Source organism: Terrisporobacter mayombei (genome assembly GCF_020748465.1).
In the GTDB taxonomy this organism is placed as follows: Bacteria; Bacillota; Clostridia; order Peptostreptococcales; family Peptostreptococcaceae; genus Terrisporobacter; species Terrisporobacter mayombei.
The window spans coordinates 923,612-948,063 of record NZ_JAHZMP010000001.1; the positions used below are offsets into that span (position 1 = coordinate 923,612).

The 24,452-nt window shown below is 28.6% G+C and carries 19 protein-coding genes; 4 read left to right on the forward strand and 15 right to left on the reverse strand.

What is annotated here, in order from left to right; translation table 11 throughout:
• Nucleotides 1-3: 3 nt before the first annotated feature.
• Nucleotides 4-906, forward strand: coding sequence for a ribose ABC transporter substrate-binding protein RbsB (gene rbsB, locus K0039_RS04465; protein WP_228103829.1), 903 nt, complete (start codon nucleotides 4-6; stop codon nucleotides 904-906).
• Between the two features lie 42 nt (nucleotides 907-948).
• On the opposite strand, the gene K0039_RS04470 is transcribed toward rbsB, so the two are convergent.
• Nucleotides 949-1,752: a hypothetical protein gene (locus K0039_RS04470; RefSeq protein WP_228103830.1), complete on the reverse strand. Its 804-nt coding sequence runs from the start codon at nucleotides 1,750-1,752 to the stop codon at nucleotides 949-951.
• A 325-nt stretch (nucleotides 1,753-2,077) separates the two neighbouring features.
• Here K0039_RS04470 and K0039_RS04475 point away from each other — a divergent pair, with 325 nt between their 5' ends.
• Nucleotides 2,078-2,266 (forward strand): hypothetical protein, encoded by a 189-nt coding sequence (locus K0039_RS04475; protein ID WP_228103831.1) that lies wholly within the window; start codon nucleotides 2,078-2,080, stop codon nucleotides 2,264-2,266.
• A 183-nt stretch (nucleotides 2,267-2,449) separates the two neighbouring features.
• On the opposite strand, the gene K0039_RS04480 is transcribed toward K0039_RS04475, so the two are convergent.
• Both K0039_RS04480 and K0039_RS04485 read right to left on the reverse strand, forming a co-directional pair.
• Entirely contained in the window at nucleotides 2,450-3,712 is a 1,263-nt protein-coding gene (locus K0039_RS04480) for a cation:proton antiporter (RefSeq protein ID WP_228103832.1), read from the reverse strand.
• 249 nt (nucleotides 3,713-3,961) lie between these two features.
• Entirely contained in the window at nucleotides 3,962-4,120 is a 159-nt protein-coding gene (locus K0039_RS04485) for a zinc-ribbon domain-containing protein (RefSeq protein WP_018589958.1), read from the reverse strand.
• 254 nt (nucleotides 4,121-4,374) lie between these two features.
• Between K0039_RS04485 and K0039_RS04490 the strand changes: the two genes are divergently transcribed.
• The gene (locus tag K0039_RS04490) at nucleotides 4,375-4,881 is read left to right on the forward strand and encodes a fascin domain-containing protein (protein ID WP_228103833.1); all 507 of its coding nucleotides are present in this window, start codon (nucleotides 4,375-4,377) and stop codon (nucleotides 4,879-4,881) included.
• Nucleotides 4,882-4,934: 53 nt separating this feature from the next.
• Here K0039_RS04490 and K0039_RS04495 read toward each other — a convergent pair whose 3' ends face one another.
• From K0039_RS04495 to modA, 4 genes are all read right to left on the reverse strand, one after another.
• A complete protein-coding gene (locus K0039_RS04495; RefSeq protein ID WP_228103834.1) occupies nucleotides 4,935-6,839 on the reverse strand; it encodes an endonuclease MutS2 in 1,905 nt (634 codons plus the stop codon).
• Nucleotides 6,840-7,095: 256 nt separating this feature from the next.
• Nucleotides 7,096-8,160 (reverse strand): sulfate/molybdate ABC transporter ATP-binding protein, encoded by a 1,065-nt coding sequence (locus K0039_RS04500; protein WP_228103835.1) that lies wholly within the window; start codon nucleotides 8,158-8,160, stop codon nucleotides 7,096-7,098.
• A 3-nt stretch (nucleotides 8,161-8,163) separates the two neighbouring features.
• Nucleotides 8,164-8,844 carry a molybdate ABC transporter permease subunit gene (modB, locus tag K0039_RS04505; RefSeq protein WP_228103836.1) on the reverse strand — a complete coding sequence of 227 codons (681 nt, stop codon included), beginning with the start codon at nucleotides 8,842-8,844 and terminating at the stop codon, nucleotides 8,164-8,166.
• Between the two features lie 23 nt (nucleotides 8,845-8,867).
• Entirely contained in the window at nucleotides 8,868-9,677 is an 810-nt protein-coding gene (gene modA / locus K0039_RS04510) for a molybdate ABC transporter substrate-binding protein (RefSeq protein WP_228103837.1), read from the reverse strand.
• Nucleotides 9,678-9,844: 167 nt separating this feature from the next.
• Here modA and K0039_RS04515 point away from each other — a divergent pair, with 167 nt between their 5' ends.
• Nucleotides 9,845-10,780, forward strand: a complete 936-nt coding sequence (locus tag K0039_RS04515; RefSeq protein ID WP_228103838.1) for a helix-turn-helix transcriptional regulator — start codon at nucleotides 9,845-9,847, stop codon at nucleotides 10,778-10,780.
• A gap of 77 nt (nucleotides 10,781-10,857) precedes the next feature.
• On the opposite strand, the gene K0039_RS04520 is transcribed toward K0039_RS04515, so the two are convergent.
• From K0039_RS04520 to K0039_RS04555, 8 genes are all read right to left on the reverse strand, one after another.
• Nucleotides 10,858-11,760 carry an ECF transporter S component gene (locus K0039_RS04520; protein ID WP_228103839.1) on the reverse strand — a complete coding sequence of 301 codons (903 nt, stop codon included), beginning with the start codon at nucleotides 11,758-11,760 and terminating at the stop codon, nucleotides 10,858-10,860.
• Nucleotides 11,718-13,418, reverse strand: a complete 1,701-nt coding sequence (locus K0039_RS04525; protein ID WP_228103840.1) for an ABC transporter ATP-binding protein — start codon at nucleotides 13,416-13,418, stop codon at nucleotides 11,718-11,720. The genes K0039_RS04520 and K0039_RS04525 overlap by 43 nt, the downstream gene beginning before the upstream one ends.
• Complete coding sequence (locus tag K0039_RS04530; protein ID WP_228103841.1) at nucleotides 13,391-14,281, reverse strand: energy-coupling factor transporter transmembrane component T; 891 nt, start codon at nucleotides 14,279-14,281, stop codon at nucleotides 13,391-13,393. Before K0039_RS04530 ends, K0039_RS04525 begins: the two co-directional genes overlap by 28 nt.
• Nucleotides 14,278-15,510: a DUF4430 domain-containing protein gene (locus tag K0039_RS04535; protein ID WP_228103842.1), complete on the reverse strand. Its 1,233-nt coding sequence runs from the start codon at nucleotides 15,508-15,510 to the stop codon at nucleotides 14,278-14,280. The genes K0039_RS04530 and K0039_RS04535 overlap by 4 nt, the downstream gene beginning before the upstream one ends.
• A 21-nt stretch (nucleotides 15,511-15,531) precedes the next feature.
• The gene (locus tag K0039_RS04540) at nucleotides 15,532-16,176 is read right to left on the reverse strand and encodes a cohesin domain-containing protein (RefSeq protein ID WP_228103843.1); all 645 of its coding nucleotides are present in this window, start codon (nucleotides 16,174-16,176) and stop codon (nucleotides 15,532-15,534) included.
• Nucleotides 16,177-17,931 (reverse strand): hypothetical protein, encoded by a 1,755-nt coding sequence (locus K0039_RS04545; protein WP_228103844.1) that lies wholly within the window; start codon nucleotides 17,929-17,931, stop codon nucleotides 16,177-16,179.
• Between the two features lie 211 nt (nucleotides 17,932-18,142).
• A complete protein-coding gene (locus K0039_RS04550) occupies nucleotides 18,143-22,405 on the reverse strand; it encodes an Ig-like domain-containing protein (protein ID WP_228103845.1) in 4,263 nt (1,420 codons plus the stop codon).
• 22 nt (nucleotides 22,406-22,427) lie between these two features.
• Nucleotides 22,428-24,239 carry a DUF4430 domain-containing protein gene (locus K0039_RS04555; RefSeq protein WP_228103846.1) on the reverse strand — a complete coding sequence of 604 codons (1,812 nt, stop codon included), beginning with the start codon at nucleotides 24,237-24,239 and terminating at the stop codon, nucleotides 22,428-22,430.
• Between the last annotated feature and the right edge of the window lie 213 nt (nucleotides 24,240-24,452).

A 24,452-nucleotide genomic window follows, 5' to 3' on the forward strand; every position in this document is an offset into this window, starting at 1 on the left:
AAAATGTCAAAAAAAGTAACTACCATAATGATATCATTAATGTTATGTACATCATTACTAGTTGGATGTAGACAAAAAAGTGTTGATAATACTAGAAAAATCGGTCTTATAGTCTCTACTTTAAACAATCCTTTCTTCGTAGATTTAAAATCTGGTATAGAAAGTGAAGCAAAAAAATTAGGATATGATGTAGTTGTTTTAGACTCTCAAAACGATCCTGCCAAAGAAGTTTCTAATATGGAAGATATATCTGTTAAAAATGTAGATGTGATTTTATTAAATCCTGTTGATTCAGACTCTGCCATAGCCTCTGTTATGGTAGCAAATAATTTAGAATTACCTGTAATTACAGTTGATAGAGCTTCTAATGGAAGTAAAGTAGTTTCTCACGTTGCTTCTGACAATGTGGAAGGCGGAAAAATGGCTGCCAAGTATTTAGCTGAAAAGCTAGGCAATAAAGGAAACATAGTAGAACTTGAAGGTATCGCTGGATCTTCCGCAACTCGTGATAGAGGTGCTGGATTTGACAATGAAATAAAAAATAGTAATTTACAAATAATAACTAAGCAAAGTGCTGATTTCGATAGAACTAAAGGTCTTTCTGTAATGGAAAACATAATTCAATCAAAAGGTGATATTAATGCTGTATTTGCTCAAAATGATGAAATGGCTCTTGGTGCCCTAAAAGCTTTACAAGATGCCAATATGAATGATGTTTTAGTTGTGGGGTTCGATGCTACTGATGATGCTGTAACATCTGTTCAAAAAGGTGATATGGCTGCAACCATAGCTCAACAACCCAAATTAATTGGAGAAACTGCAGTAAACTTAGCACACAGATTTTTATCTGGTGAAACAGTTGAGAACTTTGCTCCTGTAGAGTTAAAATTAATAGAGAAAAAATAATAATAAAAGGTCAACATATAAATATATGTTGACCTTTTATTATTATTTTTTCTCAAAAATTTGCTTCTCTTCTATCTTTATCCATCCATATCTACCTTGTTCATTCACTACCTTTATGCATTGATTACCATCATAATTATACAAAGATACTAACTTAATTTTATCACCCTTTAAGAGAGTATATGCCTTTACATCCCCTACATTTGTTTCATATACTATAGTTTCATCTTTTACTATATATTTATTTTCTTTACTAATACCTACAACTTGAGCTTCTTTTTTATCTATATTTATAAAATCACAATCAAGTTTTCTTTTGTAAACATAATTTATAAAAATAGGTTCTCCTCCAATAACTTTACTATAATGATTATAATTAGCTGAATCATCTGTCGTTCCATAAGTGATTTTCATTGTTCCATTTTTATCATCATTATTTATAATTCTTCCATTTGTTTTGAAATTATATTTTTTATTTTTATTACAATAGGTAAATATGTTTATTTTACTGTTTTCAAGCTTATCTCCTAAAATCACATATATTTCCTTTTTATTATCCATCTTATTAAAATCATATATATGTACACTTATATTATTTTCATCTTCGTATTTTTCTTGTAGTTTATTGTTTATATATAAATTTACAATAAAATTATCTTGTTTATCTTTATATGATTCTAGTTTTATTTCTTCACGCTCTCCATCCCCATTCAAATCAAAAAAATATTTTTCATCATAATTCAGATGATTTTGTGATAAATTCATTTGAAAAAAAATCTCATCTATTTTATCATAATTAAAAAATATTACTACTGCCAAAACAATTAACACTATAATCTTTTTCATCTATACCCCCTGCACACTTCGGTAACTGTTTATAAACAATTGTACACTAAAAATATATTTTATAGGTTACATATATTTTTTTTTATATATCATTGAATTTATTCCATTTTATAATTAAAAAAAGCGAAATTTCCACTGATAAAGGAAGATATATTCATTTGATAGGAATAGAGTGCACGATTATTTCTTTAATTTAGGTAGCATCGCTACGAGCTTATATTTAAGTTTGGGGTTTTATAAATATTTTTAAATGATTTGGAAGTATATTAATGAATGTTATGTAATGTTCTCTTATTAATGAAATGATTTTTTTGCAAAAAATATTATGTCCCCACAAGTCATAATTGAAAAAGTAAATAGACGTTTTCCAGATGCTATAGTAGCAACTGATGTCGGTCAGCATCAAATGTGTAGAGTTTTTGATATCACTATCATTGGCTATGAAAAAGATAGCTTAATTTTGGAATCTGTACATACAGAGTCTAGAAATGATGAAATTATTAAACTTATTTAAACTCAGTACCCACGTATAATAGTAGTACATGGGGGAAGTGTTGCAATTGGCTATATTTCTGTTTTTTAAAGATAATTTATAATTTTTATTACAGATTAAAAAGTAAATCTTTATCTTATCTTCAAATAATTAAATAAAATCCCCTTATAATATGATAATATTATAAAGGGATTTTATATTATATTAAGCAACTACTTCAGATACGTTATCTGTTGTTTCTTCTAATACTCCTAGTTTTTTCGCAACTAGTTTAGTAGTACTTGCTTGTACTATTAACGTCACAAGTATAGTCATAAATACTACTGAAGATATTATTTCATAACCTGGCACTTTCATAGCCACTATTATTCCTGATACTGCAGCTGGTATAACTCCAGTTTCTCTAACCCACATCATAAATAACTTATCTTTAAATGTCCACTGTGCTTTTCTATCAAATGCAGTAGATACTAATACCACTAGAGGTCTTCCTACAAACATTAAAACTAATACTGTTATTAATGATGGTAACCAATATTGAGCTAATGCTGATATATTTACTTGAGTACCTAGTAAGACAAATATAGACATACGACATATTGTGGCTATACTTTCTGTAAAATGTACTGTTGGTTGATAATCCGCTTCTTCCAACCAAATACCAAACATTTTTTTATTTCCTGAAATTAATCCTGCCATAAATACTGCCATATATCCACTACCATGGAACATTGTAGCTAGCTCATAAGCAAGAGTAACTGTCAACATTGACATAATCGGAGCATAAGAATGGAATATTCCCACTCTTTTATCTGAAACTAATATTATTAATAAATATCCTACTAATATTCCTACACCTATTCCTACCGCTGCTGAAATAAGTAATTCTTTAATACTGTCTACTGCTGAGAACTGACCACTCATAACTATACCTAATAATGCAGAAGATAATATAGCTCCTACTGCATCATTAAAAGCAGATTCACTTACAACAGTTTGTTTTATCTTGTCCTTTATTCTGACTTGTTTAAATACAGGTATAAGGGCTGCTGGGTCTGTTGAAGCTATAACTGCACCTAGAAGAAGAGCTGTCATCATAGGTAAATTAAATATCTTAGCTGCCACAACACCTACTACAACTGAAGATATTACAACACCTACTGTTGATAACATACCTACACTTACTTTTACCTTATTTAGTACTCTTAAATTAATTTCTTTACCACCTTCATATAATATAAATGCTGATCCAAAAGTAAGTATTAAATTATTTTCTACTGGAAAAGCCCCTATACTTAAAATATTTAAAAAGGCTGGTCCTATTATTATCCCTGATATTAAATATAGTATTACATCTGGAATTTTTAATATTTCACTTACCCTTCCCAGTGCAATACCCGTAATTATTATCATCGAAAATATTAACAATAAATTATTGGTAGCAATTGCTTCTATGCTTCCTTCCATACTATTCATCTCCACTCTCTCAATTTTGTTTTTAATCTAATAATTATCCATTATATACTCCTCATTATCATAAGTCAATGCTAGTGAGCGTTGTCGAAATATAAAATTTTTTTAACATTTTTTGAGATTTATGGAAATTTTATGATTGCTTTAATTTTTATAGAATTGCACTTAATTATTAATACACTTTTCTTTTTTTTAAACTAAAAAAGCTATAAGATTTAATCTTATAGCTTATCTTTAACAGAACTATCTTCTGCCTTTGTTATTTTGTTGTTTTCTAGATTGTCTACATTCTGGACATCTAACTGGCTCGTTATCAAATCCTTTTTCTTTGTAGAATTGTTGTTCTCCTTCTGTGAATAAGAACTCAGCTTTACAATCTTTACATATTATCTTTTTATCCATTATATTAATCCTCCTATAAAGACCATATAGCAATAATTCGTCTTTATAGGAAAAAATTATTATCTAAATTAATCTTTATTTATTCTTATTCTAAGAATAGCATATTATCTCAATAAATACAAGTATTTCATAGATTTTAAGTGTTTTTTATTTTCCTATAAAGGTAATATTATTACTGTTTAAATACTCCAAGTAACCTTAACTTACTTATCATCATAAAATATAATAAGTAGTTTAATATAAGGGGGCAAAATATGAGTATAGATAATCGAGAGCTAATTATACAAATAGGACCAGTTCCTATATCACCACCTTTAATAAGCCCAAGACCTGGTCCATCTATTTCACCATTTCCACCTGAAACAGAATCTGGAGCAGCCATATCTCCAGGTCTAGATATTCCTAAGGTAAAAATGAAATCACTGTTTTCAAATGCATTTGTAATAGTAGGATATAACGACGTTTTATATGCCGTTGCTGCTATTGCTCAACAAGGAGAAACTTTCAAAATAATTCCTATTAATAACTATCAGGTAAAACTTAGAATTGTTGGGGGACAATTTGTAAGAATCAATTATAATGGTACATTAGTTGCTGATGTTAATAAAAATAATGCTACTATTTTTAATATTTTACGAACTGGATATATGGAATTTAGTTTAATGGCACCACAAGGAAAGTACGTTAATGTAAGACAAGGAGATAATATGTCAGTTGTTAAATCAGAATATGCTAGTCCTAAAACAAAGTTTAAATTTTAAAATGCTAAATAAAAAAAGGAAGTGTAATAAGTCACACTTTCCTTTTTCTTTATTTAGCTATTGCTTTTTATTTCCTTTTTAATTTTCTTTAAAGCTTTTTTAGATCCTCTTTCTATATCCCTATCTAGCTTTCTTTTTTCAAAACTTATAAACAAACTATTTAAATCATACCCTTCAGGATATAAGTCTTTAGCTTTAAATTGTAATTTTAGTCTTCTAGCATTTATATTAATAAATTCATATTTATATAAAACTTCCACGTTGTTAAATTTGTCAATTGGCTTATACACTATACCAAAATCATTAAAATCTAATAGTTCTACCTTATCTCCCATTTCAAAATTGGGAAAGTCTATCAAAACTGAATTTTCTTTTTCAACAACTTTATTTACAATTTTATTTTCTTTTACTAAAGTGAAATCATAATTTTTATTGTCCATGTAAGTTTTGGCCTTTTGCAAAACTTTATCTTTTATTCCCATTTTTTTAGAAATAAATAGTGCATTGCTATCTTCTGATTTACCAATAACAAGCTTGTACAATGGCTCTAACGTTTCCTTATTAAACATCATTCCTGCATTTTTAAAATGAGGATGTTTATTGGCAAAATGTTTAATCTCTTCATAGTGAGTCGATGCTATCATAATACAGCCCATTTGATAAAACTCTTCAAGAAGTGCAATAGCTAAACTTGCACCTTCGTTTGGATCTGTTCCAGAACCTATTTCATCAAATAGTATCAAAGTATTTTTATTAGCTTCTCTCATAATATCCGATATATTTTTTATATGAGAAGAAAAAGTGCTAAGTGAATTTTCGATACTTTGATTGTCGCCTATATCAACAAAAACTTTTTCAAACACGCTAATTTCAGTATCTTTCATAGCTGGTATATCAAAACCACACTGTGTCATTAAAGTTAAAATACCTACAGTTTTCAAAGTTATAGTTTTTCCACCTGCATTAGGTCCTGTTATAATTAAACTTCTATATTTATTGCCTATTTCAAAATCCAAGGGCACTACATTACTTTTTAACAGAGGATGCTTTCCTTTAACAATCTTAGAATATCCATTATTATTTATATTCGGTGTAATACATTTATTATTTTGACTAAATTTAGCCTTAGCAAATACCATATCATACTGAGATACTATTTCCATATTCAACTTAATCTCTCTAATTTTGTAATAAATCAATTCTGTAAGATATGATAAAATCTTATATTCTTCTATAGATTCTTCACTCTTTAATGTAATTAACTCTAAAGAATATTTGCTTATGGATGCTGGTTCTATAAATACTGTTGAACCCTTTGAAGAAGTGTCTAAAATTGTTCCATCAACTTCATTTTTAAAAGATGATTTAATAGGTACTACAAATCTATCATCTCTCTTACTTATAATAAATTCTTGTATATACTTTTTATTAGTAGAAGATGTTAAAAATTTATTTAGCTTCTCCTTTATTCTACCTTCGCATATATCTATACTTCGTCTAATTTTCTTTAATTCTTTACTAGCTTCACTGTAAATTTTATTATTTTTAATAGAAAATTTAATTTCTTCTTCTATATTTTCGCATTCTGTTATATTTAATGCATAAGAACTTAATGTAGGCGAATAAAATTCCTTATCCAACATAAATGATTTTATCTTTCTACATCCTCTTAAGAAATCTTCACAAGAAATAAGTTCTGCAACATCTAAAATTATTCCCTTTTCTACTTTATCTATTACAGGGTATATATTAAATAATCCTTCTAATGGTACATGATTACTACTTTCTAATACTCTTCTTGCTTCTTTATTTTCCTCTAGCTTTTTCTTAACAACAGAATAATTCCCACTAGGTTCTAATTTATCTATAATACTTTTCCCAAGTGAACTTACACAGTATACTTTTACTAATTCTTTAACTTCATTTAATTGTAACTTTTCAAATGTATCTAAATTCATTTTAATCTCCTTTATTTATATATCAATCTTATATTGAAAAAGACTTCTTTATAAATAAGGATAGTATTTTGTAGTTACTCCTTATTTATAAAGAAGTTCTCCCACAATGCTCTTATTATTTTTCAAAAACAACTCTCCTTTTAATTTTTATTTACAATATTATATTATCATAAAAATAAATAAAAGTGTAGATTTTGAACTGCATACAAAATCTACACTTTTTTATTCACTTTACATTACAATCATTGTATCAATCTTAATTTTGGCAAAAATCAAATAAGCAATTTTCATCAAATTTTACAAAAACCTTATCTCCAACTTTTAGAGGGTCTATATTCTTATTAATTTCTAATTGTATTGCACTAGAATTTTCATTTTCTAAATTTTTTACATAAACTATATATGTAAACGAACTTTCAAAAACTTTTACTACGGAAAGTTCAAACAAATTTTCTCTACTAAATTGTAGATTATTTTGAACTATCCTCATATGATGAGCTCTAATGCCAATATATTTTGCTTTGTCTATTGCATAATGTGATAATGTACATTCGATTCCCCAGTCTTTGGCAAGTACTCTTTTTTCATCAATTCTATCTATTTCAGAAATATTTTTACAACCTGTAATAATTGCTTCTGTCATTGACATAGGATGCTTAAATAAATCTTTTTTAGATCTTTTATTTATCGCCAAGCCTTTATTAAATACAACTATATCATCACATATACGATAAGACTCACTTATATCATGAGTAACATATACAATATGACCTTTAAAATCATTAATAATATCGATTAATTCATTTTCCATATTACTTTTCAAATGATAATCTAATGCAGAAAATGGCTCATCTAAAATAAGTATTTCTGGATTACAAGCCAAAGCTCTAGCAAATGCTATTCTTTGCTTTTGTCCACCTGACAACTGATGAGGATATCTTTTTTCAAATCCTTCTAGTTTCATTTTAGCAAGATATTCTTTTACTATTTTATTTTTTTCCTCTTTACTAAGATTAGCTAATCCTATTTCGATGTTTTCTTTTACTGTCATATGAGGAAACAAAGCATAATTTTGAAATAAATAACCTACTTTACGTTCTTGAGGAGGAATATTTATCTTTTTTTCTGAATCAAAAAATACTCTTCCATTTAGAATTATTTTACCTTTATCTGGCTTAACAATACCTGCTATACATTTCAAAGTCATACTTTTTCCACAGCCTGACTCTCCTAAAAAACCTAAAACACCATTTTCTTGTTCTATATTAACTTTTAGAGAAAAGGAACCAAAGTCTTTTTCTATATCTACTATTAATGACATACTCTAACCCCTCTTCCCCACAATTTCTTGTTGCTTGTCAGACCATTTATTTAATATAAATATCATTACTACTGAAATAGCTACAATAGTGATTACCCAAAGCATGGCTCCTTTATAATCCATAGCTTGAACTTCAAAGAATATGGCTAAAGGCATTGTTTGAGTTTTTCCTGGTATATTTCCTGCTATCATAAGTGTAGCACCAAATTCTCCTAATGCTCTTGCAAATGATAATACTAACCCACCTATGATTCCTGGCCAAGCAAGGGGTATTGCAATTTTATAAAAAATTTTCCAATTATTAAGGCCTAGTGTCTTAGCTGCTGAAATTAAATTTACATCAATTTGCTCAAAAGCTGATCTTGCACTTCTATACATCATAGGAAATGCAACAACCGTAGCCGCAATAACAGTAGCACTCCAGGTAAAAATTATACTTTTATCCATAAGTAACAATAATTTTCCCATAGGTCCATTTTTACCAAATAAAAGAAGCAAAAAGAAACCTAATACTGTTGGAGGAAGTACAAGGGGTAAAGTAAATAAACTATCAATTAATCCTTTCCATTTTCCTTGATAATTTGCTACTAAATAAGCGCTTCCTATTCCTATAAAAAATGTTATGAATGTTGCTACTAAAGATGTCCTTATTGATATCCAAAGTGGTGTTAATCCTGCATTCATTGTACTTCCTCCAATTCTATAATCTAATTAGCTTTTTTAAATCCGTATTTTTCAAGAATAGCTTGTCCATCATCACTTAATAAGAAATTCTCAAATGCTTTAGCTTTGTCCTGTTTTTTACTTTCTTTCATTACAGCAATTGGATAATTTATAGGTGAATGAGTGTCTTTGTCTGTAGTTAAAACAATTTCTACTTTATCAGCACCTACAGTATCACTTAAATAAACAAATCCAACATCAGCATTTCCTTGTTGTACCCAAGATAAAACTTCTTTTACATCTTTAGCTAGAACAAGCTTATTTTCTACTTTATTATATAACTTTGTATTATCTAAAACTTCTTTAGCATATTTACCTGCTGGAACTGACTGCGGATCTCCTATAGCTATATGTTTTACATCATCCGATGCTATACTATCTAAATCTTTAACTGTTTTTCCTTTAGCAGCAACCAATACTAAATCATTAGTTAATAAAGTTTTATTTGTTCCCTCTAATAATAAATCCTTCTCTTCTAATGCCTTCATTTGCTTCTCACCTGCTGATATAAACACGTCACAAGCAGCACCTTGCTCTATTTGTTGTTGTAAAGATCCAGAAGATCCTAGATTAATTTCTAGTTTTACATTTGGCTCTAATTCTTTAAATTTTGTTTCTAATTCAGTCATGGCCTCTTGTAGAGATGCTGCTGCAGATATATTTAAAGTTACTGTCTCTTTACTTGTTGTATCATCCTTCTTACTTTTATCTTCACTCTTGCTAGAGCATCCAGCTACTCCTAGTGTTAATCCTAAAACTAGTCCCATTATTCCTAATTTTTTTAATACTTTCATAAATATCCCCCTTTATTGTGTTTTATTATGTTTCGTAACATTATGTCATGTTTTATAATTTATATTGTATATATTTGATACTTTTATATCAACAAGTTTATACATTTTTTAGAATATTTAGTAAAAAAAATATTTTATGTTACAATATTTCTAGGGAGGTGTTTGTTATGAATTCATCATTAAATGCAATGGAAGTTGCTCAAATGTTAAACATTACAAAAAATACAGTCTATGAAATGATAAAGAGAGGAGAGCTTCCCTCTTATAAGATTGGTAGAAAAATAAGAGTCGATAAAAGTGATGTTGAAAATTATATAAATAGCCAAAAAAATACATTTATAAGTAATTCCATGGCATCATTTGAGTCTACTATTAATATGAAACCTTCTTCTGTAAAAAGTGGCGAAATTATAATTTCTGGTCAAGATATTATTTTAGATATATTATGTAAAATGATAGAGAGTAAGACAAAAAATATAAGAACATATCGTTCTAATATAGGCAGCTATAATGGATTATACGATATGTATAATAATAAAGTTTCCATGTCATCTTGTCATCTTTGGGATAGTGAAACAGATACATATAATACTAGCTTTGTAAAAAAATTATTACCAAGTATACCTTGTATTTTAATTAATATTGCTTATCGAACACAAGGCTTTTATGTTAAAAGAGGTAATCCTAAAAATATAAAAAATTGGAATGATTTAAGCAGAAGTGGCATTACTATGATTAATAGAGAAAAAGGCTCTGGGGTTAGAGTTTTACTTGATGGTAAACTTAATTCATTTAACATATCAAATACTATAAATGGATATAAAAATGAAGAAACATCTCATCTTAGCGTAGCTAGTTGTGTTGCTAGAGGTGGCGCTGATGTGGGAATTGGTAATGAAAAAGTTTCTAAACAAGTGGATAATATTGAATTTATCCCTCTTCAGAAAGAACGTTATGATTTAGTAATAAAAAAAACTGATTTAGATAATCCTGTTTATAAATCTATTGTTTATATTTTATCTTCAAAGGAGTTCAAAGATGAACTTGAAGGTCTTGGAGGATATGATTTAAAAGATACTGGTAAAATAGTTGGACAAACATAAAATTTCAAATAATGATTTGACTCAAAATAATATTACTTTAAATTAAAAAATAATGCTCCTCTAAAGGAGCATTATTTTTATGGTTCAATTAATCCGTATTTTACCTTTATTCTATCAAGCTTTTCTATCATAGGTTTACTAAGTACAAACAAAAAAAATATTGTTGATATGGCATGAACCATATTAAATGGTATACCACTTATATATACTGATATAGCTCCTGCTTTTGTTATGTTTTTTTCTGAAAACATAATTATAGATGCAGTATCTAATAAAAAACCATATATTAAAAATGTCGAAATCCCTCCATATATACATAAAGATAGTTTTTTCTTTTTTAACATTCCTTTTTTAAATAATACTCCTGCTATAAATCCTATTATACCAAAGGCAAACATTTGCCATGGAGTCCAAGGTCCCTGTCCAAAAAAGAAATTAGACACAAGGCCAGATACAGCTCCCACTAAAAAACCAGCTTCTCCTCCAAAACAAACACCTGCTATTATTACTATAGCTACAACAGGTTTAAACTGAGGAAGCATAAAAAAGGCACCTCTTCCGGCTACTGCTATAGCTGCTAACACCGATATTACAACAAGTTCCCTAGCCTGCGGATCCCTATCTTCAAATACCATAAAAAATGGTATCATAGTTTCTACAACTATAACAAGACTGGTTATATAATAATTTTCTCTTTGATTTCCATGAAAGACCGCCCAATATATAGTAAATGGTATAGCAAGTAATATTATAAACATGGCTACAAAAGTTCTTTTACTTAATTTATAATCTTTTGCTAAAGTCCTTTTTGCAACTCTATTTCTAGCAAAATAATAACGTCTACTTCTTTTTTTTCTTTTCTCTTTTTTTTCTTCTTTTATATATATTTTCTTCTTTTTTTCTTCTATAGAATTAATATTCTCACATATATTATCTACTAAGCTAATGTTTCTAGCATTGCTTCCTTGTTCCCATTGCATAAAGTTATCACATCCTCACATGTTACAGCATTTTCAAATACCTGCCTACTCATTCTATTTGCTACAGTTGTATAGAAACTATTTCCCGAGAAAAACTTATTTGGTGTATTACTAGTTACAATACTTCCATCAAAGAAAAGAGAACATCTATGAGCATAACTTGCACAAAATTCTATATCATGAGATACCATAACTACTGTTACTTTGTTTTCTATTAATTTATTTATTATTTTAGCAAATTTAACTTTAAAATGAGCATCTAAGCCTTTTGTTGGCTCATCAAGTATTAATAACTTAGGTTCTAAAAGCAACACTTTTGCCAAAGCTGCTCTCTGCTGTTCTCCTCCACTTAAGTCATATGGATGGTGATTTAATAAATTTTCTATTTCAACTAATTTAGATATCTTTGCTATTTTATCTACCTTTTCCTTTTTACTCATTCCCAACTTAGGAAACATTTCATATAAATCTTTTTCTACTGTATTTTTCACAAATAAAGATTGAGGATCTTGAGGAAGAATAGCTATATTGTTATTAAATAGCTCTTTATTTTTATATTCTTTTATATTTTTGTCAAAGAGTTCTACTTTACCTCTATAAGGTTTGTTTATTCCGCATATTAATGAGACTGTTGTGCTTTTTCCAGTACCATTTCCTCCTACTATACAGAAAAACTCACCTTCTTTAACTTCAAAGTTTAAATCTTTTACAATGTCATTGCCATTTTTCTCATATTTAAACCAAACATCCTTCATTTTTATTGCTGCTTTATCTGAATATATATTATTATTTTCTTTATCATCTTCTACCCTTGTATATGCTACTTCTTCATTTACAAATAATTCATTAATAAAATATCGTCCCTCTTTTACAGTAATCGGTGTTTCATTTATATTTAAAGAAGAAGCTATTTTTATAGGAGATGGCATCGCCTCAAACATATCTGGCATTAACTGCTTTACCTTTCTTCCCACATTCTTTGGCTTATCATCAATAATTACTTCTCCTTCATCCATAAGTATTATTCTATCAGCCATATTAAAAACTTCTTCTAAATCATGTTCTACCATTACTATTGTAATTCCCAGTTCTTCATTAATTTTTTTTATAGTCTTTAAAAAATCACTAGCTGTTATAGGGTCTAGTTGACTAGTTGGTTCGTCCAAAATTAATACCGATGGTTGCATTGCCATAATTGAAGCCAAATTTAATAATTGCTTCTGTCCACCTGAAAGCTCTGTTACATTTTTTCTAAACCAAGTTTGTATACCAAAGAAACTGGCCATTTCAGCTACTCTAAGTCGAATTGTATTGTTATCATAACCTAAACTTTCAAGCCCAAAAGCTAATTCATGCCATACTTTATCTGTTACTATTTGATTTTCAGGACTTTGCAATACATACCCTATTTGCGATGACTGAGTTCTATCATCAACTAGATCAAGTAGTTTTCCTTGAAAATATATATCACCTTCTCTTTTTCCATAAGGTGTAAGCACTGTTTTTAAATGTCTTATTAATGTACTTTTCCCACAGCCTGACTTTCCACAAATAACTACAAATTCGCCAGATTCAATAGTTAAATTTATATTTTTTAAAGCTAGTTTTTCCATATTAGGATAAGAAAAAGCTAATTGTTCAATTCTAAATATCTCCATTTTATTTCCTCCTTAATATCAAGAATCACTGGGGTAATACATAAAAGAAAATATGCAGTATAATCAATTACGCTAAATATTGTAATAGGGACCATTTTTATAGCTGGAAAGTAAATCATAGTATTTTCTCCCCTAGAATGACCTATTAAAATTATTATTGTAAAAAAAATCATTATAGTCATTACAATTTTATCCCTATCATCAAATCTATAATTGGAAAAACTAGTTCTTCCTTTAAGACCATAACCCCTTGATTTCATTGAATCAGCTGTTTCTATCCCATTTTCCAATGCCCAAGTCATCATTATAGATAAAATTTTTATTCCATTCAGAGCCTTAGTTATTATATTTCCGTTACTAACATCTCTTCCTATGCATTTTTGTGAATTAGATATTACTTTAATTTGAGCCTTATACTTTGGTACAAATCTTAATACCATAGATATAATAAGTGATAATCCTGGTATTACTCGTCCAAATAGATATATAAATTTATCTGAACATACTACTGCATTATAGCAAGAAAACCAAAGAATCATGGATATAAACATAGTTGCTGCCGCTATCCCATAAACAATAGATTCTAGTGTTAATGGGTTTCCTGTACTAAAGTATCCAAGAATAGTTACTCCTGCATGACTAAAAGCTGGATTTATTACTGCACAAAATACTAAAAATGGTATCATATATACTATATTAAACTTTACAGCTTTTCCTCCATTTAAACAAATAGAGTAAATAAATGATGTAATAAAAGATATACCTAAAAAAACAGGATGCATAAAAAACATGCTAAATAATATTACTACTGTAAAATAATAAAAATTTACGATTGGATGATAAGATTTAAAAGAATTTATCATTTTTTATTTGCCATCCAATCACATCCAACATCTTGTCCTAAATCACAAGTATATCTCCATTTTATGCTGTCACCATTTTTTAATTTATATCTACTACATCCGTAATTAGGATACCATCCATTAACTTGATACATCCATCCACTTAGCTCTCCTCCGTCAAACTCATATAAGTTATGAATACCTTCTATATAATTACTGTTATAAATTGGAGTCATTGAGAATTCCATATGAATTTTATTAGCTTTTACTTCTCTTAATAAAACATCGAACACTGTTTCATTTATATAAAACTTAACTTTTTTAGTTTTATATATAATTCCATCTGATGGAATCATATCTCCTTTTCCATTTTCTATTGCAACCTTTCTATTTGCAGGTTTTAATAAAGTCTTACAATCTATTGACAAAGTCACATATCCTGCTACTTTACTTTTATCAACTTTATTTCCACCTTCATTCCATTCAAATGGTTTAGGTTTTCCTGCTGGAGTTGGATCTGTTAGATATTTATCCTTTCCATCTTTTCCTGGAGTTCCCTCTTCTACATTAATTCCCATTTGCTTTTTATATTCTAAACTTTGTTTTGCTTTGTCACCCTTACTATCATCACTACTTCCACCATTTGAACTATCTGAACTACTTCCATCAGTATCTGCATCTATTGCTGCTTGTTTTGGATCACTTCCTACAATATAAAATGTTCCTTCTCGATCTTGTATACTAAAGTTAATAGTTGTTTTGTCTGATGAAAAATCTACAGTAGCTGTAGTTACTTTTTCTAATTTATCTGAATTTAACTTGTATATATCAGCTGCACTACATTTTAATTTACTATTAAATATAATTGATAAAGCTGTGTTACTTTCTAAACTTGAAGTTTGTTCAAAAGAAAATCCATAAACTATATCTGATTTAGATTTTTCTTTTACTGAATCTATATTTTCACTTACTGAGTTAACTTTTAAGTTTATATCTTTAGGCTCTTTAATATCACTAGCTAAAAACATCCATTCATAAGAAAAATCTTTATTATTACCTTCAAGTAAAGCCATCTCTCCACTATCTTTTATTTTTTCAAATGTTTCTGCAGTAACTATTCCATTGTCTGGGATTTTGCTATTATCCCCAGAAGCTCCACTTCCTTCACCACCACTAACTACATTACATCCTGTAAGAGCAAAAACCATAATCAGAAATAATGATATGACTATTTTTTTTATCTGCTTCATCTTTCTCATCCCCCTCACAAATTACTCTATTTTTATATTACAGTCTTCAAATTTAATGTTTTTATTTTTTGTTGATAAACTTGAATTATCTTTGTCCCCATTAACAGTTGCAAAAACTGCATCTTTTATCTTAAAGCTTATATTTTCTCCACTTTCTACATTATCTTTTAATTTAAATTCTAATATTAAAACATTATTTTTTTCCTCTGATACTATGGATTTACTAGTGAATGATTCTTTTCCTCCTGTAGAATCCAGATACATAATATTAGCTTGCCCCCTTTTATTACTTGCTTTTACATCATATTGCCATGATGGTGAATTAGATGAGAAGGTTGATATATCTCCCTTTTTTATATCAATAAATTCAACTTTATCTTTATCAAAAGAAATAGAAAAACTTGCGCTTGAATATATGTTAGAAGGAATCTGTGACATCTTTAACTTTAATTTAAAAGCATCTTTATTATTCATAGATAAAACGCTATCTCCATCTAGTGACATTAATACTTCTTTTTTTATTTCATTATTATTATCTATATCATTTTTAGTATTTTTTTCTTGTGAGTTTATAACAACAATGTAAGAAATTCCTATTACAATTACTAAAATAGAAAGCAAAATTAATATGGTATATTTTTGTTTTTTATTCAAATCATTTAACATTTAAGATTCCTCACTTACTTTATCAGATTCTTTGTCTTTTTTATTCTCATCTTTGTATATACTAAAGACTTTATAATCTTTATTACTTACAAACTTATTTATTATGCTATCAATATCTCCATTATCAATTTTAGAATCCATTGTCACATTTGCAGCAATAATTTCTTTATCCTTGGAAATTTTCACCTTTCCATTTAGAACTGATTGTAAATTCAATATATCTTGTCCATTAACTATTTTGTCACTATTCAAATCTCCGAATATTATTTCTTCTCCTTTTTCTTTCATGAACTTATATTTTTTCATATTTATTAAATCTTCTTTTTTACTATCTTTGCTAATAAGACCTATATATGTAGGTGATTTACTTAGTTTTGATAATTCTTCACTATAATACAAACTGTTTTTTTCATCATATACTACTCCTGCTTGATCATCTCTTTTAGGGAATTCTACAACTATACATTTTTTATTTTCAGGAATTAGACCATCTTTTTCACCTTCGTAAATAATTTTGAAGTTTATAGTAGCATCTTTATTGTTTTTAGATGAATTGCTTGTGTTACCTGAAGTATTTGAACTGCCTGAACTACTTGAGTTATTACTTGATGATGAATTACTATTTGTATTACTATCCAAGTTATTATCCTGGTTTATTATTCCCCCGGAGGAATTTTGATTATTATTATCTTTGTTATTGTCTTTATCATCATTAGGTTTAACTAAATCAGAATTTTCACCAGTGGATAATGTTTCTTTTGCATCTGTCATATCATAAAGTCTGTTTTTACCATCTAAAAATCTTTGGTATGCGACTAATGCATACATTCCTTGATCAGTAGCCATTGCGTCGATTTCCATATTTTCCACATGTTTAAATCCGCCACCTTTAACATAAAATCTCATTAAGTTAGATATTAACCAGCAATCACCTTTAATAAATCTTTCATCTTTTCCTGGGTCTATTCCAAGTGCGCATAGTGCCACTATAACCTGATCAACACTTTCACTATTTGTAGTTCCCCAGCTAGAGTATCCGCCCTTATCATTTTGTAATTTTGATAATACTTTAATAGCTCTATTAATATATGGCTTAACTTTTTCTTCATTTTTATATGGTGCTAATGATTGTAAAGCCATTGCTGTAATGTCTGGGTCTGGAACTTTTCCACTAAGTGCCCATCCACCCCCATCAATTTCTTTACTTAAAATATAATCAATTAGTTTTTCTCTACTAGTTTGAACTTTTACACCATCAACTATTGGTATCTCATAATTATTAGTATCAAAAGCTATAAGAGCAAAAATAGGGCCATTTATACCTTGTTTTATTACTTTATTAAAGTCTGCCAACTTTTCAAGTAAGTTATATCCCCCAACATTTCTTGGGTCTTTTCCTATGGATGTTAAACCTAGAATAACTCTAGAGTACTCTGTATATTTCATATTATGTAAAACACCATCACATTCTTTTAGCGTTTTAACTACATTCGAATAATATTTATCATAATAAGACTGTGGTATTTTAATTCCACCTCTCGCTAAACATAATATGGACCATTCACCACTAAATGTTCCTACATTTGGATTAGGCGTATTTTTGTGAATCAATATACCTGTATTATTTATAGCCTCCTTAACACTTGGATTGGGAGTTTTTAGCGATAATGCATAAGATCCACTTAAGCAAGTAGTTACCATTACTACAAAGGTCAATATGCATATTATTTTTTTTAATATTCTATTCCTAAACAAAATCTTTCCCCCTTTTTAAAAATTTTAGAATCATTATTTCAACCTATCTAAATGGTAAATTTTATTTTATTTATATACAATAAGATAAAGTAAAGAGTATACTTAAGTTACTACAGTAGTACTACCTTGTATACTACTTCTAAATGCATTTTTATTAAAAAAGTTAGGATAAATATGATGATAAATATCCTATTATCCTAACTTAAAAATATTATTTTACTGTAATGGTTTTTTCTAATCCTAGCGTTTCAGTTTTAGTCATTTTTATAGTAATCTTAGTATTTTTCTTTTGTTTAGGTATGTCCACACTAAACTTGTTATTTTTAGATACTTTAATAGTTTCTCCTATTTGCTTTCCATTAACATATGCTCTTACTGTCGCACCATATTGTCCTTTTCCTGTAATTACCTTCGATCTAGATTTTATCGAATTTACACTTAATTTTTTACTAAATACTTTTAAAACTGTTGTTGTTTTACTTCTTGTATAATATCCTGATTTAGACATTTTTACAGTTACAGATTTGCTGGCAGCTTGTTTTGGCGCAGATATAGAGAATTTTCCTTTTGAATCTACTTTTACAGCACTTCCTATTTGTTTTCCACTTTTGTCATATGCTCGAACATAAAACCCAACATTTCCTGTACCTGTTATTTTTTTATCTCCAGATTTTACTTTGTCTACTGTGAATTTCTTTATTTCCTTTAAAACTGATTTTTTTACTTCTTCTGTTTTGTATCCTTCTTTTTTCATTTTTACAGCTATCGTTGTTCCGCCACTTAACTTGTCAGTTTTAATAGTATAAGTACCATCTTTTTTAACTGTTGATGATCCTATTAATTTAGAACCAATATATGCATGAACTTCAGCTCTAGCTTCACCTTTTCCAGCTATAGATGTTGAATTATATTTTATATTATTTATTGATAATGCTTTTTTAAACTCTTTCTCTATTGGTTTTTCTGGCTCATTTGATATTTCTAGTATAATTTGATCCAAAATATTTTTAGCATTTTTTACTTTTAAGTGTTGTTGTAATTCACTGTCCATATTAGAATAAGCCCCAGCAGCATATATTACTTTATCAATAGAAGTTTCAGTTGTTGGTCTTTCTATTTTAGAAACTAAATTTACAAAATTATCTATTTCTAATTCTTTTATTTTCTCTATTGATATATTTAATTTTTCATGTAGTTCTTTTGGTACTAAAGATTTTTGAGTTTCACTTAATTTATCAAATTCATTCTTAGCATTGTTTACTTTATTTTTTTCTACTGAGCTGAACCCACTAGTTAAATCTATTGCTTCTATTTTTTCACTTACTTTTTGTACCAATACTTTGTCTGTTGTTTCTTCTTCTACATTTGTTACTTTTATAGTTATGTTAGGCAATTCGTTTTCACAGTACTTTTTAGTGACGGCTGGTGCCAATTCAATTGGCATATTAGGATGTATAACAGATCTCCAATATGCTTCTATGTATCCATCTGATAAAGTATATTCTCCTGCTTTTGTATCTTCTGGAACTGTAAATTTAATAGTTTTTATTACTTCACTATTTGTTATTGCATTTTCAGATTTGATTTGTGAAACACCTGGCATATTAGTATTAAATATAAGATTAAATCTTTCTAATCTACTGTTACCATTGCCATCATTACTTATATCTGGTACTTCTAAGCCAGTAAATTTTATGGTAACTTCATCTCCTGCCTCAATTGTTTCTGGAGATATAGTTGCATTTATTGCTTTTTTAAGATTATCTATTGCTTGTTGTAAGTCCTTCGTTGTATTATTTATTTCATTTATTAAAGATTTCTCATTATTATAAACTTCCTTTGATATTTTTAATTGTTCTTGTAATTTTATCCAAGTCTCTTCTGTGTATTTACTTTCATCAATTGATTCTACTTCTTCTATTAAGGATTTTAATGATTCTCTCTCTTCCTTAGTAGCCGGTTCCTCTGGTCTTACCTTAACAGTTATAGAATCCGTTTTATTTGAATCTTTTGCAGTAACTGTTATTGTAACATTTCCTTCTTTTAATCCTTTTATCACTCCATTTTCATCAACAACAGCTATTTCTTCATTATCACTTGACCATGTTATAGTTTTATCTGTAGCATTTTCTGGAAGTACAGTAGCAGTTAATTTAGTCTCCTCCGTAGCTTCTATAGATATATCTTTTTCATTGATTTTTACACTTTCAACTGGTTTATATTCTGCTGATGCTACATTTATTGTAAAGTCTGGCATCGAAGAGAAATATCTTGAATTTTGTGGAGCATTTAAGTTGGGATCTCCTGAACCTTCTTGTCCTTTATCAGCCCCAAGCTCACTTCCCCACCATTCACTAAATATTTGTCCTGAATTAAATTTGTACTCTCCTGATTTATCAAAAGTTACCTTAATAGTATTTACCGTAGCTAGATCCCATTGATTACAATATCCTTTTACAGTACCTAATGAATCATTTTTATACTCAACAAAAGTACCTTTTGATGCCCAGGCTCCTGTACTTGCCCAAGTTGGATTGTATATTGTTGCTAATTTATACACTGGATGAGTTATCCCTTTAAAACTTATTTTAGCAGTATCGCCAGCTTCAAATGTAGCACCAGGTCTAGAGCTATTAACTATTGACATTTCTATTTTTCTAGCATCTACAACTTTGTAATAACTCTTAGTTCCTTTTGAATTAGTTGCTTTTATGCCTATAATGTTACTTCTATTTTTTAATTTTGCAGTATATTTACCATTTTTTTCAGTAACTACATTTCCATTACATGTTACTTCAACAGAATCAGCACCTGTGATAATTGGATTTATTTCATAGTCAACTGTTGAGCCTTCTTTATAGTAAATTGTGTCGTAAGAAGTTTCTTTAATATTTGAATTTATAGTTATTCCTGTATCACTATCTCTTACTACATCATATACAACATAAGCCGTATTAACTATTGAAGATGCTCCATAACTTCCATATGCATCATATGTAACTTTTACTATGGAAGTACCTTCTTTGACTGCTGTAACTGTTGCTTTATCTGTAGATTTTGTTGTATCTAGACTTATGCTATCACCTGATATTATTTGAAAATTAAAGTTTGGTCTTGTTACATTGTTACTTATTGGATTGTCTATTATTTGAGGTACTCTTCTTGGATATATAGTAGCTGTGCCATTAACTTTTAATTCTTTATAGTCATATTGCAACCACAAATCATTTTCGAAATCATCTGGTACATTACTTGGTACTTCTACATCTCCGCCATAGTCTGTATCTTCTTTCTCCAATGTGGTCACTGAATCATTTATTTCTTTAATGTGTTTACTTACTATTAACTCCTTGTCAGTGTCTTTGCAATTATATTGTTCATCTGAAGTTATTACTTTAGCATCTTTTATAGCTGTGTTAACTTTAGCTATAGATTGTGAAGTATAATTTCCATTTTTAATTGTATCTTTTGCATCTTCGATTAATTCTTTTAAATAATCTACAAGTGGATTATTTAATTCTTCACTTCCTACTGTTATACAATATCTTAATCTTACTGTGTCATTTACTTTTAACTTATAAGCTGATAGGCCTACATCTGGGAATACTCCATTTACTTCATATTTCCATCCGCTTCCTTGTCCATTATCAAACTCTCCATCACCTGCGATAGAAGATACATAAACAGAGTTATAAGCTTCATAATGAGTGTATTTTAACTCTATTCCTCTAGCATCTGCTTCTCTTTTTAATACATCCCAAGCAGTATCCCCTTCATACATATCAACTTCTTCCATTGACAAAGTGTCACCTTTGCCAATAGTTCTTTTTTCTATTGATAAATTCACTTTTCCTACTGGTTGTTCTTTATCAGATTCTACTGTAAAAGTTATATCTGGTAATCTTCCAAAATATCCTTCTGTTCCTATTCCTGGTATACCTGGACTCCACTCATTTGCTTTTTCATATATAGATCCATTTGTTAAATGATAAGTTCCATTTGTTAGTCCTGTTATTTCCAAAGTCTTAAGATCATAATTTTTAGAAGTTATTTTTGCTTGACTTTCTATATCTGTCTCATAAGATATTTTTGTTTCTCCTGCATAAGTCGAGTTCCATTGACCACTTACAGAACCTATAGGTGTATTAATACCCGTAAATGCTATAGTGGCTTTATCACCTTCAACTTTTATATTCACTGTAGTCTTTTTGTTTTTTAAGTTTAAAGTTTCATCCCCAGCTTTAATTTGGTTTTCTGATATAAACTCTACACTTTTACCCTTATAAGTATAATTTTCATTTTCTACATAGTAATATGTTTCATATTGATTACCATTTAAGTCGTCCTCTTTTATTTCAATAGAATTACTTTTTGATTTTGTACTATCTGCAAATACATTTGTAGGTGCGAAAGAAATTATCATCATAAATGTCATTAATACAGATAAAAATTTTGATATTATTTTGTTTTTCATTCTACTTCCCCTTGTAACTTAATTATTTTGTTTTTGTATATTTCATACTACTGAATGAACTATAAACTTTATTTCCATCAACAGTTTTATATGCTCTAACTTTGTAATAATAAGTTTTGTTTTTAGTAAGTTTACTATTTGTATATGATAATGTAGACCCCTTAGTTATTGTATTTATTTTTGAATATTTTCCAGATTTACTAGTTGCTCTATAAACTTCATATCCACTTGCATTTGTTATCTTATTCCAAGATACTTTAATTTTTTTACTTCCTGCGCTTAATTTAATACTTGGAGTTGATGGTTTTGTAGTTATTTTTTTTACATCACTAAAATTGCCATAATAAGTCCTTCCACTATCTGTTGTGTATGCTCTCACTTTATAAGAATAGCTTGTTGCTGGGCTTCTTTTTGAATTTGTATATGAAGTAGTGCTATTTTTGCTTACAGTAGATATATGGTCATAAGATTTAGTTTTAGAATTGTATCTGTAAATTCTGTATCCACTGGCTTCTGGTACTTTGTCCCAAGTAAGTTTAACTAATGAAGTTGTTGTAGAAGCTTTTACGTTTTTTACTTTTTTAGGTAAAATTTTAAATGTTACTTCTTTTCCAAATTTTTCATAATAATTTTTACCTGTTACTTTTACTTTACCTGTTCCTACTTTTTTATTATTACTATAAGATAATACATAGTCTGTTCCTGATTTTAATGTTTTATTTCCATCTTTTACTGTTACTGACGGTTTTATCTCTTTTCCTGTATATTCTTGATTTGATATTGAAGATACCGTAAATTCTTTTTTCTTTACAATTTTAAATGTAGTTTTTCCTACATAACCTTTATAATTGCCTATACCTGTTACTCTTACTGTAGCCGTTCCTATATCTTTATTATCACTATATGATAATGTATAATCTGTTCCAGATTTTAATGTTTTATTTCCATCTTTTACTGTTACAGATGGTTTTATTTCTTTTCCTGTATATTCTTGATTTAATACTGTACTAACAGATAGCATTTTAGGAGCTTCAACATTTCTTAAGGCTTTATTTAAAGTATCCAAAGCACCATCTACTTTATTTTGTTTAGATTCCATGTTTTGTAATACTTTGTACGCATTATCATAAGCTAATTTTACATCTTTATCTTGCAAAATATATTCCTTTTCATCTGAGCTATTTATTTTAGCAACAGCTGTAGTTAACTCATCTTTATTAGCTGCTTTTACTAATGCATCCGTACCACTATCACCAGACATAAATGTCGATCCTAAATCAGCGCCATACCCCCAAACAGTATATTGCCATCTCATCACATCTCCATCTTTTAATTTATATTGTCCTGATCCATAGTTAGGAAACCAATTATTTACAGCATACATCCACCCTGACATAAATGTATAATCAAACTCACCTAACCAGTCTTGCTCATCTCTTCCATAGGGCTCATCACACACATCTAAAATATATTTTGGTATTTTAGCCTCTCTTTTATCTCTATCTTTTACACTTGCTAAATAAAATGATTGTCCCACTACACCTGATTGATCACCTATACTTCCAGTATGTTTATAGCTACCTTTTCCCAAATTTTCATCTATTAGCCTCGTTATAATCTTCGCACCAGTATCCCCCTCATATATGGGAACTCTTACTGGTTCTATAATATAACCAAGTCCCAAAGTAAATTTTTCCATACTAACTGTAACGTATCCTTTTGGAGTAGAAGCTGCTTCAGCATTTTGTGGCATAGAAAAACACATAACAAAAGTTAAAATAAATGCCATTAATACTGATAACATCCTACCTATTTTAGATTTTAATCTCTCCATGAAATCACCCCTTAATAAAAATTTTCTAACTACTCATTTGATTATAGTTATTGACAAATTCCTTATCAATAAATTAACAATAAGATTACACTAAAGTTACTTTGGTAGTACTACTTACCCTTACTACTATTTATATAAATAAATCCTCCAAATATGGAGGATTTATTAAAAAGGGTAAATTTTATATTAAGCAAAATTATTTGATGACTTTTA